At 66.1% G+C, this 16874-nt stretch carries 14 protein-coding genes; 12 read left to right on the forward strand and 2 right to left on the reverse strand.

Annotated elements, in window-relative coordinates:
* Positions 1-247: 247 nt before the first annotated feature.
* Positions 248-1879 carry a cryptochrome/photolyase family protein gene (locus ACVNHC_RS15335; RefSeq protein WP_457167854.1) on the forward strand — a complete coding sequence of 544 codons (1632 nt, stop codon included), beginning with the start codon at positions 248-250 and terminating at the stop codon, positions 1877-1879.
* 313 nt (positions 1880-2192) lie between these two features.
* On the opposite strand, the gene ACVNHC_RS15340 is transcribed toward ACVNHC_RS15335, so the two are convergent.
* On the reverse strand, positions 2193-2600 hold the full coding sequence (locus ACVNHC_RS15340) for a septal ring lytic transglycosylase RlpA family protein (RefSeq protein WP_050473496.1): 408 nt from the start codon (positions 2598-2600) through the stop codon (positions 2193-2195).
* Between the two features lie 411 nt (positions 2601-3011).
* On the opposite strand from ACVNHC_RS15340, the gene ACVNHC_RS15345 reads away from it, so the two are divergent.
* From ACVNHC_RS15345 to ACVNHC_RS15385, 9 genes are all read left to right on the forward strand, one after another.
* Positions 3012-5216 (forward strand): EAL domain-containing protein, encoded by a 2205-nt coding sequence (locus ACVNHC_RS15345; protein WP_457167857.1) that lies wholly within the window; start codon positions 3012-3014, stop codon positions 5214-5216.
* A 182-nt stretch (positions 5217-5398) separates the two neighbouring features.
* Positions 5399-6331 carry a helix-turn-helix domain-containing protein gene (locus ACVNHC_RS15350; protein WP_457167859.1) on the forward strand — a complete coding sequence of 311 codons (933 nt, stop codon included), beginning with the start codon at positions 5399-5401 and terminating at the stop codon, positions 6329-6331.
* A 124-nt stretch (positions 6332-6455) separates the two neighbouring features.
* On the forward strand, positions 6456-7895 hold the full coding sequence (locus tag ACVNHC_RS15355) for an aldehyde dehydrogenase family protein (protein WP_374630016.1): 1440 nt from the start codon (positions 6456-6458) through the stop codon (positions 7893-7895).
* 11 nt (positions 7896-7906) lie between these two features.
* Positions 7907-9556, forward strand: coding sequence for a GMC family oxidoreductase (locus ACVNHC_RS15360; protein WP_457167861.1), 1650 nt, complete (start codon positions 7907-7909; stop codon positions 9554-9556).
* A 241-nt stretch (positions 9557-9797) separates the two neighbouring features.
* Positions 9798-10610 (forward strand): precorrin-6A synthase (deacetylating), encoded by an 813-nt coding sequence (cobF, locus tag ACVNHC_RS15365; RefSeq protein ID WP_457167863.1) that lies wholly within the window; start codon positions 9798-9800, stop codon positions 10608-10610.
* Positions 10607-11980 carry a precorrin-3B synthase gene (cobG, locus tag ACVNHC_RS15370; protein WP_457167865.1) on the forward strand — a complete coding sequence of 458 codons (1374 nt, stop codon included), beginning with the start codon at positions 10607-10609 and terminating at the stop codon, positions 11978-11980. The genes cobF and cobG overlap by 4 nt, the downstream gene beginning before the upstream one ends.
* Positions 11977-12609: a precorrin-8X methylmutase gene (locus ACVNHC_RS15375; RefSeq protein ID WP_457167867.1), complete on the forward strand. Its 633-nt coding sequence runs from the start codon at positions 11977-11979 to the stop codon at positions 12607-12609. Before cobG ends, ACVNHC_RS15375 begins: the two co-directional genes overlap by 4 nt.
* A complete protein-coding gene (locus ACVNHC_RS15380) occupies positions 12606-13349 on the forward strand; it encodes a precorrin-2 C(20)-methyltransferase (protein WP_457167869.1) in 744 nt (247 codons plus the stop codon). Before ACVNHC_RS15375 ends, ACVNHC_RS15380 begins: the two co-directional genes overlap by 4 nt.
* Complete coding sequence (locus ACVNHC_RS15385; RefSeq protein WP_457167871.1) at positions 13346-14110, forward strand: precorrin-3B C(17)-methyltransferase; 765 nt, start codon at positions 13346-13348, stop codon at positions 14108-14110. Before ACVNHC_RS15380 ends, ACVNHC_RS15385 begins: the two co-directional genes overlap by 4 nt.
* Here ACVNHC_RS15385 and ACVNHC_RS15390 read toward each other — a convergent pair.
* Complete coding sequence (locus ACVNHC_RS15390; RefSeq protein WP_457168252.1) at positions 14074-14886, reverse strand: cobalt-precorrin-6A reductase; 813 nt, start codon at positions 14884-14886, stop codon at positions 14074-14076. The genes ACVNHC_RS15385 and ACVNHC_RS15390 overlap by 37 nt on opposite strands.
* On the opposite strand from ACVNHC_RS15390, the gene cbiE reads away from it, so the two are divergent.
* Both cbiE and cobM read left to right on the forward strand, forming a co-directional pair.
* Complete coding sequence (gene cbiE / locus ACVNHC_RS15395) at positions 14837-16108, forward strand: precorrin-6y C5,15-methyltransferase (decarboxylating) subunit CbiE (RefSeq protein WP_457167873.1); 1272 nt, start codon at positions 14837-14839, stop codon at positions 16106-16108. The two genes, ACVNHC_RS15390 and cbiE, sit on opposite strands and share 50 nt — an antisense overlap.
* Positions 16108-16872, forward strand: a complete 765-nt coding sequence (gene cobM / locus ACVNHC_RS15400; RefSeq protein WP_457168254.1) for a precorrin-4 C(11)-methyltransferase — start codon at positions 16108-16110, stop codon at positions 16870-16872. The genes cbiE and cobM overlap by 1 nt, the downstream gene beginning before the upstream one ends.
* Positions 16873-16874 lie beyond the last annotated feature (2 nt).

Here is a 16874-nt window from a genome sequence, read left to right on the forward strand (position 1 = left end):
CTTGTCCTGCGGCACGCGGCCCTGTTGGCGGCGTGGCGGGCTCCTCCCGTCAGTCAAGCCGGCAAGGAAAGGCTTGTGTCCATCTTCCGGCCATGCGGCGATGTTTCTTCGCCCGTATCAGTGATACAGCGCTGCGCCGGTTGCGTAGAGGTGGAAAAGGGAGGGGGGCTTGCCCGATCTCTCGCCATGCCCCCTCCGGCACCCTGCTGAAGGCAGGGCCTGCCGGACAAAAGAGCTGCCTTTGCCCATGTCCCATCTGCCGGAAGCTGACGCCGCGATTGCCCGTATCTCTACCTTGGCGGATGCTCCGGCCTTTGCCGCTGCCCTTGCTGCTGAACCGCATGTTCAGGCAGGTCCGGTGGAGACGCTTGTGCCCGTGCTGGGTGACCAGCTGTCGCTGAACCTGCCCTCGCTTGCTGCCGCAGACAGGGAGCGGTCTGTGGTGCTGATGGCGGAGGTGATGCGCGAGGCGAGCTATGTTGGTCATCACAAGCAGAAGATCGCCTTCATCTTCTCGGCCATGCGCCACTTTGCCATTGCTCTGCGCAAGGCCGGCTGGCGGGTGGACTACATCACGCTGGAGGACCCGGACAATACGGGCAGCCTTGCCGGAGAGGTGCAGCGGGCAGCTGCCCGCCATGGCTGCGACAGGGTCCTCGCCACAAAGCCCGGGGAATGGCGGGTGCTGGAGGACATGAGCGGCTGGGGCGCATTGACCGGATGCGAGGCCGTGCTGCTGGAGGACGCCCGCTTCCTCTGCCCGCTGGATGAGTTTGCCGCCTGGGCGGAAGGGCGCAAGCAGCTGCGCATGGAATATTTCTACCGCGAGATGCGGCGCAAGACCGGCCTTTTGATGGAGGGAGACGAACCGGCAGGCGGGCGCTGGAACTTTGATGCGGAGAACCGCAAGCCGGCGGAAGGCAGCCTGTTCCTGCCGCGCCCCTTCCGGGCCGTGCCCGATGCGGTGACGAAAGAGGTGCTGGCGCTGGTGGCTCAGCGCTTTGCGCAGAATTTCGGGCGGCTGGAGGGCTTTGCCTATGGCGTGACGGCGCAAGACGCGCAAGCAGCGCTGGACTGGTTCCTGCGCGAGGCGCTGCCTTGCTTCGGCGACTATCAGGACGCGATGCTCAAGGGCGAGGCCTGGCTCTATCATTCGGTGCTCTCGCCCTATCTCAACACCGGGCTTCTCGATCCGCTGGAGGTCTGCCGCCGGGTGGAGGCCGAATGGCGGGCCGGGCGGGTGCCGCTCAATTCGGCCGAAGGCTATATCCGCCAGATCATCGGCTGGCGCGAATATATGCGGGGCCTCTACTGGCTGAAGATGCCCGGCTATACGGACGAAAACGCGCTGGCAGCGCACCGGCCCCTGCCGGCCTTCTACTGGACGGGCGAAACGGACATGCTCTGTCTGCGCGAGGCCATCACCCAGACGCGCGACACAGCCTATGCCCATCACATCCAGCGGCTGATGGTGACCGGCAATTTCGCCATGCTGGCGGGGATCAACCCGCGCGAGGTGCATGAATGGTATCTGGCGGTCTATATTGATGCCTTCGAGTGGGTGGAGGCGCCCAACACCATCGGCATGAGCCAGTTTGCCGATGGTGGACTGCTCGGCTCCAAGCCCTATGCGGCGGGCGGCAACTATATCAACCGCATGTCGGATTATTGCGGCAGCTGCCGCTATGACGTGAAGCAGCGGACGGGGCGTGATGCCTGCCCGCTCAATGCGCTCTATTGGGACTTTCTGGTGCGCAATGGCGAAAAGCTGCGCGGCAATCCGCGTCTGGCACAGGTCTTCCGCACCTACGACAAGATGGGGGAAGAGGCCAAACGCGATCTGCACCGGCAGGCTTTCGCTTTTCTCAAGGCGCTTTAACACCGGGGCATGCGGGAGGCCGACGCCTCACGCCTAGAAATTGCTCAGGCGCCGCAGGGGCTTGAGCAGACCCTCGTGAGCCAGGCGCATTGAAGCTTTTGCATAATTCCTGGGCAGTCTGAAGCAGATGAAAAAAGCCGCGCCCTTCGGACGAAGGTGCGCGGCTCAAGTTTTGTGCACATGGCCCCATCGACCACGACGGCGAAATGTAACGTTCGCCTCTGATGCTGTCATTACTTAATGTCAGAGATCATCATAAATAATGCTTCGCTCTTGCGGCGGAAGATAAAATGGCGCCTGTGCACCCGCATTATTAACAGTGCTTGCCGGCCTTAAGCTCACCATGCGGACCAACGACCTTGACTCGGGCGGTCCCCTTGCCGGTGAAGCCCAGCTCGTTCGCGGCCTGCCGGGTCACGTCAATGACGCGGGACCGGATGAAGGGACCGCGATCGTTGATGCGGACCTTCACCTGCCTGCCGTTGTCCAGGTTGATGACCGTGACCACGGTGCCGAAGGGCAGGGACCGGTGGGCGGCTGTCAGCATGTTGGGATTGGCGCGCTCGCCGCTGGCGGTCTTGCTGGTCATTGCATACCAGGATGCCATGCCGCACTGGCCGGATGTGGCGGCAGAAGCTGTCGCAGAGGCGGCCGCAGCCATGGAAAAAGCCAATGCTGCCAAAGACCTGGCGTATACCGCGCGCGAGGCGCTGGTCTTCATTTCATATTCGGACTCTATTGTCTCATCCCCCGGTGATCTTCCTGCGGCGGCGTTCAGCACAAGGCTGAAACGGAATGGTAAATCCGCCAGGAGGGGCACGCGGCTACAGCCAGCCCTCACAGGATAGTCAGCAGTTCATCTGGAGCCAAACCTTCGATGACTCCGGAAGTCGATGGCGGCCTGATGCCTATACAATCGGGCCATATTGTGACGCTGCGTCTGAGCGCATCGTGGCCGGGTGCGGCGGAAACCCTCGCCAGCGCGTTAACAGTTTGTTAAGGTCACGAGGAACGCCATTGGGAAAACTGTCCGCGTCCCGGTTGCCCGCAGCGCGGTGGTGGTCCACTTCTGGAGATCGATTTGGGGGGAGAGAGGATCAGGAAGCCTGGTCCTTTTGCTGAGGGACACGGTTTGACTGAAGAGACCTCGATTTCTCCGCAGACCCATGTAGATGTCAGGCCGCTGACGGAACTTGATCTCGCCTGCGCGGCGGGAACATTGCTGCACAGCGTGCGCCATCCGGCTGCCCTGCTCACGGCGCGGGGAAGGTTTCTGCTGGCCAATCAGGCCTTGCTGGAAGAGCTGGCCTGCAGCAGCGCGCTTCTGACCGGGCGTCCCCTTGAAGCTGTGATCAACGAGCCGGCCCTGCGCCGGCTGAGACCTCTGATCGAGATGGCGGCTCGCGGCAAGCCCGCCATGGCCGAAGGCATGTTTGCCTTTGACGAGGGGCGCGGGGCGCCGATGCGGCTGACCTGCACCCCCTTGCGCACCGCCGCTGCGCCGCGCCAGACGCAGCTGCTGTTTCTGGAGTTGCGCGAGCTTGCATTTGTTGGTCCTGCCGAGCGGCGCATGCGCATTGCCCAGCAGGCGGCGCATCTGCTGGCCGGGCGGGTGCTGATGCTGGGGCGCAATGGCCGGGTGGCCGATGTGCTCCCCGTCGACGACCATGACCCGCAGCTGGCCACGCTCCAGGATATGGATGAGAGCGCCCTCACCGGCATGCATCTGGCAGAGCTTGCCGGGCATGAGCTTTTCCGCCGGGCGCTGGAGCCGGCCTTTGCCGCCGCGCTGGAGGGCGAGTGCACCCATGTCACCCTGCCGTCCGGTCAGGTGACCGGTGCGCTGGCGCAGCTGTGCCAGCGCAAGTCCGGCACGTCAGGCGGGGCGGAAATGCTCAAGGATCTGGTGCTGACCTTTGCGCCCAGCCGTGACTGGGTTGGCCGCGCCGACGGGGTGATGGTGCTTTTGGGCACCGCTGCCGGAGCCGGGGCAGGCCGCGAGCCGGAAGCGCGCACGCGGGAGCTTGAGCGCCTCGCCATGGAGGACCCGCTGACGGGCCTTGCCAACAGGCGCGCCTTTCAGCAGGCGCTTGAGGATGAGTTGACGCGGGTGCGGGCGGGCGCCTCTGCCGGCATTACGGTGCTGGTGGTGGATCTTGACCAGTTCAAGATCATCAATGACCGGGCCGGGCATATGGCAGGCGATGCCATGCTGGAGCGTATCGCCGCCCAGCTCCGTCAGATCGCCGGAGAAACGGCGCTTGTGGCGCGGCTCGGCGGAGACGAGTTTGCCATCATCCGCTTCAGCGCCGATGAGGATGGCGCCCATGGCTTTGCCGGCACCATCGCAGCCTCTCTGGCCCAGCTCAACTTCCCGTGGGACGGCGCGGTTTACCGCACCGGCGGCAGCATCGGTTTTGCGGTTCTGGACCGGCAGTTTGCCCGTACGCTCAATGCTTCGGCAGCGGATGTGCTGCGCTGGGCTGATCAGGCCTGCATCTCCAGCAAGGCGCTGGGCGGGGGCAAGGTGCTGCAGTTCCGCTTTGATGAGCATCTTCTGGCCTCCTACAAGACCTCGCGCTCCAATCTGGAGCGGATCGAGCAGGCGCTGGCCGCTGACCGCCTGCAGCTCTTTTCCCAGCCGGTGTGCTGCACGGCCACGGGCCGCACGGTGATGACCGAATTGCTGCTGCGGGTGGACGATGAGGAACTGGGCCTTCTGGAGCCGCAAGGCGTGCTGTCCGCCGCCGCACGGCATGGCCTGCTGCCGCAGGTGGACCGGCGGGTGGTCGAACTGGCGCTGACGCGGCTGCGCCGGGGCGGCCGGGCCGCAGCCGGGCAATTCTCCCTCAACCTGTCGGAGCAGGCGCTGGGCGACGGCGGATTTCTGGAGTTCCTGGATGGCGCTCTTGCTGGAAACCGGGGCATCGCCACACGGCTGGCCTTTGAGGTGTCCGAGCTGGCGGTCGCGCGCGAGACCGCAGGCATGACGCGGCTTGCCGCCATCCTCAGGGCCCATGGCGCAACGCTCATTCTGGATGATTTCGCCGGCAACTGGCCGAGAACCACGCATTTGAAGGGCCTTGGCCTCAAGTGGCTGAAGATCGACGGCAGCATGACGGCGAGCCTGCTGAGCGACCGGGTGCAGCGGGTTCAGGTGAAGGGCATCGTGCTGGTGGCCGCCTCGCTGGGGGCAAGGGTCATCGCCGAAGCGGTGGAGAATGAGGACACCGCCGTTTGCCTCGCCGAGCTTGGCGTCTTCACCGCGCAGGGCTTTCATTTCGGCGCCCCGCAGCCCTGGACCAGCGCCGCCGACCTCCTGAAAAAAGCCGCGTGAGGCGCCCCCGCAGAGCCGGAAGGCTGGGCTCTGCGCAGGAGCGGCTTGACAGCGCGGTTGCGCAAGGGCTCAATGAAGGCGGCTCAGGAATAATGCGTAGAGGCGGATAACCGCCCGCAAGCGCAAGGCACAGACCGGAATGACCGGAGCCACCTTCACATGCGGATGGGGCGTGGCACGCCATGAGGGAGCATTTCGCAGCACACGATTTTTCCGGCATCGGGGCCTTCCGGGAGGGGATCGCGAAGGTCTGCGGCTGCTTTGACGTGCGCGCAGCAGAGGGCGGAACGGATTCCGCCAGCCCGGCCTTTCAGGCCAGCACGGCCTTGCGCCAGTCGAACGGGCTGGAGCTTGCCTATGTGGCGGTGGCGGGCGCCAGCGTGCTGCGCAGCGGGCAGGCCTACCGCACGGATCATCTCGATCACTTCGTCCTGACCATCCAGAACCGGGGTTCGGCCCGCATGCGCCAGCTGGAGGGGGATGTGGTCATGCGTCCCGGCGACATGTTCCTGATGGATGCGGCAAGGCCAAGCCACTTCAACTTCGAGCAGGGTTTCAGCGAACAGCTCTCCGTGCATCTGCCGCGGGAGGATCTGATCCGCCGCATTCCGGGCCTGCCGGGCGGCGGAATTGCGATCCGCCGGGAGGACAGCATCGCCATTGCCATGCAGGCGGTGCTGAACCGGCTCTGCGAAAGCCGGGAAGAGGCGGCAACGCCGCTGCAGGAGGCCTTGTTCGCCCTCTTCGGCAGCTACATGCATGATCTTGCCCGCGGCTCTGCGGACCATGGTGTGCAGGGAGAGGGGCTTTTCGGCGAGGCGCTGCGGCTGATCCGGCAGAATTTCCGTGATCCTGATTTCAGCGCCGGCACCCTCTGCGCGCTTCTGGGGGTTGCGCCCCGGCAGCTGCAGCGGGCTTTTGCCCGTCACGGGGACAGCCCGCGCGAACAGATCCTCGCCATTCGGCTCGATGCAGCGCGGCGCCGCCTCATGGCCGAGCCGCAGCGCACGGTGGCCGATATTGCCTATGATCAGGGCTTTGGCGATCTGTCGCATTTCTACCGCGCCTACCGCCGCCGCTTCGGCCATGCACCGGGGGCAGCCAGCCATCACTGAAAACGGGCGGCGGATGTCTCTGTTGTGACGCTTCACACCAAGGCATCTGTCGCATGCGCCCAAGACCGCACCCGGCAGGCGCGCCTAACCTTCCTTCATAATAATCCTGAAGGAGGGAACTCACATGACCTTGCATGCTTCGGATGCCGCTGCATCCGCGCCCGTCTATCCGCTCATCATCAATGGCCAGAAGGTCAATCTGGACACTGTTTTCGCAGTTGATGATCCTGCCACCGGTGCGGTCGTCGGCTTTGCCCCCAATGCGGGCGAGGCGGAGCTGAATGCCGCCGTTGCCGCAGCCGCTGCGGCCTTTCCGGGCTGGGCCGCACGCCCGGATGCGGACCGTGTGGCTGCCTGCCATGCGATTGCAGACAAGCTGGAAGCCCATGCGGATGAACTCTCGCGCCTCATCACCCGCGAGCAGGGCAAGCCGCTCAACGGTGTCGGCTCCCGTTTCGAGGTGCAGGGCGCTGCGGGCTGGTGCCGCTACACGGCCGGCCTGACCCTGCCGGTGGAAGTGCTGCAGGACGGCGAGGCCGGGCGCGTCGAGATGCACCGCAAGCCGGTTGGCGTCGTCGGTTCCATCACGCCGTGGAACTGGCCGATGATCATTGCCGTCTGGCACATTCTTCCGGCCATCCGCAGCGGCTGCACGGTCGTGTGCAAGCCCTCGCCCTACACGCCGCTGTCCACCCTGCGCATGGTGGAACTGATGAACGAGGTTCTCCCCGCCGGTGTTGTCAACGTGGTGACCGGCGATGACAAGGGCACCAGCCTTGGCGGGCTCATTTCCGCCCATCCGGACATCCGCAAGGTGGTCTTCACCGGTTCGACGGCCACCGGCCAGAAGGTAATGCGCTCCGCCGCCGGCACGATGAAACGCCTGACGCTGGAGCTGGGCGGCAATGATGCGGGCATCGTACTGCCCGATGCCGATCCGCAGGCCATTGCCGAAGGCCTGTTCTGGGGCGCCTTCATCAACATGGGCCAGACCTGCGCCGCGCTGAAGCGGCTCTATGTGCACGACAGCATCCATGATGCGGTGGTCGAGGCGCTGGCCGCCTATATCCGCAACATCCCGGTCGGCAATGGCCTGGAGGAAACCTCGGTGATGGGGCCGGTCGCCAACAAGATGCAGTTCGACAAGGTGGCAGCGCTGGTGGAAAGCGCCAAAGCCAAGGGCACTGTCGTCACCGGCGGGGCTCCGGGCGAAGGCCTGTTCTTCCCGCCGACGGTGATCACCGGCCTGTCGAACGGGGATCCGCTGGTTGATCAGGAGCAGTTCGGCCCGGCGCTGCCGGTCATCCGCTACACCGATCTGGAAGAGGCGATCCGCGCCGCCAATGACAGCCCGTCCGGCCTTGGCGGCTCGGTCTGGTCGTCGGATCCGGAGAAGGCGCGGGCGGTTGCCTCGCGGCTTGAATGCGGCACGGTCTGGATCAACAAGCACGGCATGATCCAGCCCAACGCCCCCTTCGGCGGCACGAAGATGTCGGGCCTTGGTGTCGAGTTCGGCCAGGAGGGGCTGCTCGAATACACGGACATTCAGGTGATGATTCTCTGAGGGGGGCAGGCATGACCAAAGAGATGAACAACGGGCTCACCCGGCGCAGTTTCATAGGTAAGGTTGCCGTCGCCAGCGGTGTGCTGGTGCTGGCCAACGGCCTGCCGGGCGCATCCATCAACACGGCCGAAGCGCTGGACGGCAGCTTTGACTACATCATCTGCGGGGCAGGCAGCGCGGGCTGCGTGCTCGCCGCAAGGCTCAGCGAAACGGGGGCCAAGGTGCTGCTGATCGAGGCGGGAGGCCCCGACAACAGTGAAGCCATCTCCACCCCTGTCCGGCTGATCGAGCTGTGGCGTTCGGACTATGACTGGGCCTACCGCACCGTGCCGCAGAAACATGCGAACGGACGGCGCATCGACTGGCCGCGCGGCAAGACGCTGGGCGGATCGTCCTCGCTCAACGGCATGATCTATGTGCGCGGCGCGCCGACCGACTATGACCGCTGGGCCTCCTTCGGCAACGAGGGCTGGGCCTGGAAGGACGTGCTGCCCTATTTCCTCAAGTCCGAGGATTACGATGGCGAGGCCTCGGCCTATCACGCCAAGGGCGGGCCGCTGCATGTGCGCTCGAAGATCACCCCGCACCCGGTCTGCAAGGCCATGCGCGATGCGGCCATCGAGGCCGGGCACGCGGACAATCCGGACTGCAATGGCGAAAGCCAGATGGGGGCGGGCTACTGCCACCTCAACATCAAGGACGGCAAGCGCCAGTCCACGGCGGTTGCCTTTCTGCGCCCGGCGCTGGAGCGGCCCAACCTGACGCTCATCACCAATGCCCGCGTGCTGAAGGTGGAGATCGAGAATGGCCGCGCCACCGGTGTCACCTACATGCAGGACAGCCAGACCCATACGGTCAAGGCGGCCAAGGAAGTGGTGCTGACGGGCGGGGCCATCGAAAGCCCGCGCATGCTGATGCTGTCGGGCATTGGCCCGAAGGCGCATCTGGAAGAGATGGGCATCGAGGTGAAGCTCGACCTGCCCGGCGTGGGCGAGAACCTGCATGACCACACGCTGCTGCCGGTCATCTGGGAAGCGTCCCAGCCCGTGCCGCCGCCGCAGGATCCGGGGATGACCGTACTGCATGTGCAGCTCTTCGCCAAGACGAAGCCGGATCTGCCGGAGCCGGACCTGCAGCCGCTCGGCTTCCACGTGCCCACCTATGTGGAAGGGCAGGATGCCTCGGTCAGCAACGGCTTCACCTTCAACGCCGGTGGCGTGCGGCCGGTTTCGCGCGGCACGCTGCGGCTGTCCTCGGCCGATCCGGATGCGGAATTGCTGCTGGACCCGAACCTTCTCTCCGCTCAGGAAGATGTGGACGCCCTTGTCCATTGCATCCGCCTGCTGCGCGAGGTGGCGGAACAGCCGTCGATGAAGACCTGGGTGAAGCGGGAAATCTATCCGGGGCCGGAGGCCCAGTCGGATGAGGCGCTGGCAGACTATGCCCGCTCGGCGCTGGTGACCTATCACCACCAGTGCGGCACTTGCAAGATGGGCGAGGATGAGCTGTCGGTCGTGGATGCGCAGCTGCGCGTGCGCGGGATTGACGGCCTTCGCATCGCCGATGCCTCGATCATGCCCGATGTGCCCACCGGCAACACCAATGCGCCGGTCATTATGATCGCTGAAAAGGCGGCCGACATGATCAAGGCGGACGCCTGACCCCCGCAGCCTGAAAGGCATGCCTCGCGCCCCGGCTGCAGGAGACTGCGGCCGGGGTTTCTTTTTCCCGGCAGCCTGTTGGCCAAAAGGAGGAAACTGCCGCAGGTCTTGCGGCTGGCCTTCGCGGCGGGGGCAGGCTAATGTCGCGGCTCAGGGCGCGGGCCAGTTCCTGCGCCGCAATGACTTCCCGCGGGACCCATACAGGGACGCGGACCGGGAGCGCTGGGCGCACGGGGGAATGATGACGAGACGGGTTCGGGTCATCGGGATTGGCGCAGGCAATCCCGAGCATTTGACCATGGAAGCGGTCAATGCGCTGAACAGCTGCGACGCGTTCTTTCTGCCGAGGAAAGGCGGGGAAAAGGACTTCCTCGTCCGGCTGCGCGAACAGATCTGCGGCCGCTACATCACCCGCAAAGACCCGAAACTCGTGCATTTCGACATGCCCGTCCGCCGCAAGGACAGCAACTATCCGGCGGCCGTGGACGACTGGCATCTGGCGATTGCCGGAATCTACGAGCAGCTTCTGGCCGAAGAGATTGGCCCGGAAGGGACCGCAGGGGTGCTCGTCTGGGGCGATCCCATGCTCTATGACAGCACCATCCGCATCATGGAGCACCTGCGCGACCGCGGGCGGATCGCCTTCGACTATGACGTCATTCCCGGCATCAGCAGCCTGCAGGTGCTGTGCGCAAGGCACAGGATTCCGCTCAACCGCATCGGCCAGCCGGTGGAGATCACCACCGGCCGCCGGCTGGCGCAGGGCTGGACCACAGGTTCTGCGGATGTGGCGGTGATGCTCGACGGGGTTCAGGCCTATGAGGGCGCCGGTGAGCCGGACGCGCAGATCTTCTGGGGCGCCTATCTGGGCACGGAGATGGAAATTCTCGTCTCGGGCCGGCTGGGAGACGTGGCGGCGGAGATTTCCCGCCTGCGGCAGGCCGCAAGGGCAAAGCATGGCTGGATCATGGACACCTATCTCATCCGCCGCCCGGCATCCGGTCTGACGGCGCAGGATGAAACCGTCCCCCTGAACCGGGAGGATGCGGCATGAGCGCGCTGAAGACACCGGCTCTGGCCGTTGGGGAGGCTCCACGTGTTCCGGTCAGGCGGGGGGCGTGCCCGTCGCTGGCCGCGCCCATGGCCACGGGCGATGGCCTTCTCGTGCGGCTGCGTCCGCAGGCGCCCGGCCTCAGCCCGGCCGGATGGATGACGATGGCAGGGCTTGCCCGCCGCACCGGCAACGGTCTTCTGGAGGTGACCGCGCGCGGCAATCTGCAGATTCGCGGCCTGACGCTGGAGAGCGCCGCTCCGCTGGCCGAAGGGTTGCAGGCAGCCGGCATCGTGACGCGCACGGGCACGGCCATCGAGGTCCCGCCCCTGTCCGGGCTTGATCCGTCTGAAACAGCGGATGCCACAGAGCTTGCCGAAGCGATCCGGCAGGGCATTGCCAGCCATGTTCCGCCGCTCGCCCTTGCGCCGAAATTGGCAATCACGGTCAACGGCGGCGGCTGTTTCAACCTGTCCACGGCCAGCGCGGACATCCGGCTCGATGCGGTGAAGGCAGAGGGCGGCGTGCTTTGGCGCGTGGCACTGGCGGGCGATGCCGGATCGGCAAAGCCCGTTGCCCTTCTGCCGGAGGAAGCTGCAGTGGCCCGGGTGATGGAGCTGCTGCGCGCCCTGTCGCAGCGCGGCGGCCACGCACGCGGGCGGGATATTGCCCCTGATATCGAGGGGAGCGAGGACGGCGCAGGTCCTGAGGCAGGCTTCCCCGCGCCGGTCAGGCCGGCCGGTGTGATCCGCAGCGGCGCTCTCCTCGTGCTGGCGCTCCGGCTCGCCTATGGCCGCATCCACGCGGATGAGCTGGAAGCACTGATGGCCGGGCTTCAGCGCCTTGGCGCCACGGAAATCCGGCTTGCGCCGGATCACGCGCTGCTGGTGCTGGGGCTGACGGAAGAGACGGTGGAAGCCGCCGCAGCGCTTGCCGCGGCGCAAGGGCTCATCACCTCGCCGTCTGATCCGGCGCATTTCATTTCCGCCTGTCCCGGCACCGGCTTTTGTGCGGCGGCAAGGATCAACACCCGCCAGCAGGCGGAACGTCTCATCAGCGCCGCTTCAGCCGCAGAACCGGGTGTGCTCGACGGCTCCTGCCGCGTTCATGTTTCCGGCTGTTCCAAGGGCTGCGCCCATCCGCAGGCGGCGGCGCTGACGGTCACCGGCACGGAGCAGGGGGCGGCCATCGTGCTGGGCGGGCGGGCGGACAGCCGGCCGGACCTGCAGCTTTCTCCGCAGAGGCTGGAAACAGTTCTGCCCCGCCTGCAGCGCGGGATTGAACTGAACCGCCAACCGGGGCAAACAGCGCAGCAGGTGCTCGGCGCAAGCGGAGCCGCCATCCTCGCCATGGCCGGGGCAGAAAGGGCATGATGCATTACGACTATATCAAGGACGGGACAGCCATCTACGAGCAGTCCTTCGCCATCATCCGCGCGGAGGCGGACCTGTCGCGGTTCTCCGTGGCTGAAGCGGATGTTGCCGTCCGGATGATTCATGCCTGCGGCCTGGTCGAGGCCGCCGCGCATTTCAGCTTCTCACCGGATTTCGTGTCTGCGGCGCGTCAGGCGCTGCTTTCGGGCGCGCCGGTGTTCTGTGATGCGGAAATGGTCGCGCGCGGGGTCACCGCGGCCCGTCTGCCGGCCAACAATGAGGTCATCTGCACCTTGCGCGATCCGCGCACGCCGGAGATGGCGGCTGAGATCGGCAACACCCGCTCGGCGGCGGCCATGCGGCTCTGGCTGGACAGGCTCGCCGGTTCGGTCGTCGCCATCGGCAATGCCCCGACGGCGCTGTTCTATCTGCTGGAGTTGCTGCGCGATGGCGCGCCGAAGCCCGCAGCCATCATCGGCATGCCGGTGGGATTTGTCGGCGCGGCGGAGTCCAAGGAAGCGCTGGCGGATAACCCCTGGGGCGTGCCCTTTGCCACGGTGCACGGACGGCTGGGCGGCAGCGCAATGACGGCTGCCGCAGTCAACGCTCTGGCGAGGCCCGGCCTATGAGTGCGCAGAACGCTGCCCCCGGCCGCCTTTACGGCGTGGGAACGGGGCCGGGTGATCCGGAACTGATGACCGTCAAGGCCGTGCGCATATTGGGTGAGGCGGATGTGATCGCCTGGTTCGCCAAGGCCGGGCGCACCGGCAATGGCCGTCGCATCGCGGACAGCATGATCCGGCCGGGCGTGGAAGAGCTGCCGCTCTACTATCCGGTCACCACTGAGATCGACAAGCATGAGGCGGCCTATACCTCCTGCCTTGAAGCCTTCTACGAGGAGTCGGCCGAGGCCATTGCCGCGCATCTGAATGCCGGCCGCACGGTCGCTGTCCTGTCCGAAGGCGATCCGATGTTCTACGGCTCCTACATGCACATGCATGTGCGGCTGGCGGACCGGTTTGCAGTCGAAGTCATTCCCGGTATCACCGCGATGTCCGGCTGCTGGTCGCGCACCGGCGTTCCCATTGCGCAAGGGGACGACGTTCTGTCCGTGCTGCCGGGCACCATGGCAGAAGCGGAGTTGCAGCGCCGGCTTGCCGATACGGAGGCGGCGGTGATCATGAAGATCGGCCGCAACCTGCCGAAGGTCCGGCGGGCGCTGGCGGCTTGCGGGCGCCTTGAGGACGCGATCTACGTGGAGCGCGGCACCATGGCGGCGGAAAAGGTGGTGCGTCTGGCTGCCAAGCCGGATGACGCGGCGCCCTATTTCTCGCTGGTGCTCGTGCCGGGTTGGAGCGGGCTGCGATGAGCGGGCGCCTCTATGTGATCGGCACCGGGCCGGGCAACCCCTTGCAGATGACGCCGGAGGCCCAGGCTGCCGTGGATGATTCAACCGCCTTCCTCGGCTATCTGCCCTATCTGGAACGGCTCACCCTGCGCCCGGATCAGATGCGGATCGCTTCGGACAACCGGGAAGAGCTGGCCCGTGCTCGCGATGCGCTGGAGAGAGCCGCGAGGGGCGAGCGGGTCTGTATGGTCTCCGGCGGTGATCCGGGCGTCTTTGCCATGGCGGCTGCCGTGTGCGAGGCCATCGAGCATGGGCCGGACAACTGGAAGCAGGTTGATCTCGTCATCGTGCCGGGCATCACCGCCATGCTGGCCGTCGCCGCCCGGATTGGCGCGCCGCTTGGCCATGACTTCTGCGCCATTTCCCTGTCCGACAACCTGAAGCCATGGCCGCTGATTGAAAAGCGGCTGCGCCTTGCCGCCGAAGCCGGGTTCGTCATGGCCTTCTACAATCCGGTCAGCAAGGCCCGGCCCTGGCAGCTGGACCGGGCCTTCGAGCTGCTGCGCGAAGTTCTGAAACCGGAAACGCTGGTCATCTTCGGCCGCGCTGCGGGGCGCCCGGATGAGCGGATCGTGGTTGCTCCCCTCTCGGAGGCCCATGCCAGAATGGCGGATATGGCCACCTGCGTCATCATCGGCTCGGCGGAGACACGGCGCGTGCCGCGTGAGGGCCTGCCGGATCTCGTCTACACGCCGCGCTTTGCAGCATCTTCAAGCCAGTGACTGATCAGGGTCATGGCTTCATCGGCACTGCCGGCACTGAGGGGCGCCTCATGAGCACTGCGTTCGATCATCGTCACCGGAAGGCCAAGGCGGCGGGCGGCCTCCAGCTTGGCATAGGTGGCTTCGCCGCCGCTGTTCTTGCAGATGATGACTTCGATGCCGTGGCCGGTCAGAAGATCCAGTTCCGCCTCCACCGTGAAGGGGCCGCGCGCCAGAATGTTCCGGGCAAAGGGCACGGCAGGCGGCGGATCGACGGGATCGACGCTGCGGATCAGGTAGTGATGCTGCGGCGCGGCCTCGATGGCCGAAGCCCCCTGCCGCCCCGTTGCGAGAAAGACGCGGCGTGGCACGGCGCCGAGGGCTTCCACCGCCTCCCGGATCGAGCGGAACGGGGTCCAGTTGTCCCCCGGCTGCGCCGTCCAGGCGGGCCGCTCCAGCTTCAGCAGCGGTACTCCGGTCTGCCGGCTTGCTTCCACCGCATTGGCCGTCATGCGCCGGGCGAAAGGATGGGTGGCATCGATGAGCAGGCTGATATTCTCCTGCCGCAGATAGGCGGCAAGCCCCTCCGCCCCGCCAAACCCGCCGGAGCGCACCGGTGCGGGCAGGGCGGCAGGATCCAGCGTGCGGCCCGCAAGCGACAGGGTGACTGTCAGGCCGGGGTGCTGCACGAGCCGTTCCGCCAGTGCCCGCGCGTCTGCCGTGCCTGCCAGAATGAGGATATGACTCTTGTCCAAGCGTGATCTTCTTTCATCCGCCGTGCGCCCGTGGCTGACCATCATCGGCATCGGTGAGGATGGTTTAGCGGGCATTGGCGAGGCTGCCAAGGCAGCGCTCGCAGCGGCAGAAGTGGTCTTTGGTGGTGTCCGGCATCTCGATCTGGCCGCGGCGGTGATCACCGGCGAAGCCCGCCCCTGGCTCAGCCCGTTCGAGCGCTCGGTCGAGGCCGTTGCCGCCGAACGCGGGCGGGCGGTGGTTGTGCTGGCCTCCGGGGACCCGTTTCTTTATGGCGCAGGCGCGACGCTGGCCCGGCGGATACCGGTGAGCGAGATGCGGGTCATTCCGCACCCGTCTTCCTTCAGCCTTGCCGCCTCACGCCTTGGCTGGGCGCTGGCGGAGACGGTCTGTGTATCCGTGCATGGCCGCCCCGTAGAGCTGATCCGCCCGCATCTCCATCCCGGCGCCCGCATAATTGCGCTGACCTCGGATGAGCACGGACCTGCCGCCATCGCAGACCTTCTCACCGGGGATAGCTTCGGCGCCTCGCACATCCATGTGCTGGAGGCGCTGGGCGGGGACAGGGAGCGCATCAGCCGCCAGACGGCAGAGGCCTTTGCGCCTCAGGATTTCCATGCGCTGAATGTCTGCGCCATCGAGGTGCTGGCAGGTCCGGGGGCGCGGGTGCTGGCCTATGCGCCGGGTTTGGATGACAGCCTGTTCGAGCATGATGGCCAGATCACCAAGCGCGAGGTCAGGGCGCTCACCCTCTCCGCCCTTGCCCCGAGGCGCGGGGAACTGCTTTGGGACGTGGGCGGCGGCTCGGGTTCGGTCAGCATCGAATGGATGCTGGCTGATGCTTCACTCAGGGCCATTGCCATCGAAAGCGATGGCGAACGCGCCTCCCGCATCCGCCGCAATGCCGCAAGCTTCGGCGTGCCCGGCCTGCAGGTCATTGAGGGTGAAGCGCCAGCATTGCTCGCGGATCTGCCTGCGCCTGATGCCGTCTTTGTTGGCGGTGGTGGCACGAACCCCGGCGTCATGGAAACGGTCATCGAACGGCTGAAGCCGGGCGGCCGGCTTGTGGCCAATGCGGTGACGACAGAGATGGAAGCGGTGCTTCTTGCCCTGCATGCCCGCAACGGCGGCTCGCTGACGCGCATTGAAATCGCCCGCGCCTCACCCATCGGCTCGATGCACGGCTGGCGGCCGGCCATGCCCGTCACCCAATGGAGCTGGACGAAGCCGGGTGCGGCTGCAGACCCAATCAAAGAGGAAGAATGATGAAGGTCCATTTTATCGGCGCAGGTCCGGGCGCGGCTGATCTGATCACTGTCCGGGGCCGCTGCCTGATCGAAAGCTGCCCGGTCTGCCTTTATGCCGGGTCTCTCGTCTCGCAAGAGCTGCTGGCCTTCTGCCCGGAAGGTGCGCGGATCATCGACACGGCGCCGCTGTCGCTGGACGAGATCGAGGCCGAGTTCCTGCGTGCCTCTCAAAACGGGCAGGATGTTGCCCGCCTGCACTCAGGTGACCTCTCGGTCTGGAGCGCGGTGGCCGAGCAGATCCGGCGGCTGGACCGGCTGGGCATCGGCTATACGATGACGCCGGGCGTGCCTGCCTTCGCGGCGGCGGCGGCGGCGCTCGGGCGCGAGCTGACGATCCCGGCCGAGGCCCAGAGCCTTGTGCTGACCCGCGTGTCAGGCCGGGCCTCGCCCATGCCGGAGGGGGAAACGCTGGACCGGTTTGGCGCCACCGGCGCGACACTGGCAATCCACCTCGCCATCCATGCGCTCGATAGGGTGGTGGCGGAGCTGATCCCGCTCTATGGCGCAGATTGCCCGGTTGCCATCGTCGTCAAGGCGTCCTGGCCGGACGAGCGGATCGTCTCCGGCACGCTGGCGGATATCTGCGCGAAAGTGGCCGAAAACCCGATCGAGCGCACGGCACTGATCTTTGTGGGCCACGGGCTTGGCGCCAAGGAGTTCCGCGAAAGCGCGCTCTATGACCCCGGCTATCAGCGCCGCTTCAGGGGCCGGGAAGGCTTGTGACG

This window comes from Pannonibacter sp. Q-1, from assembly GCF_054073275.1.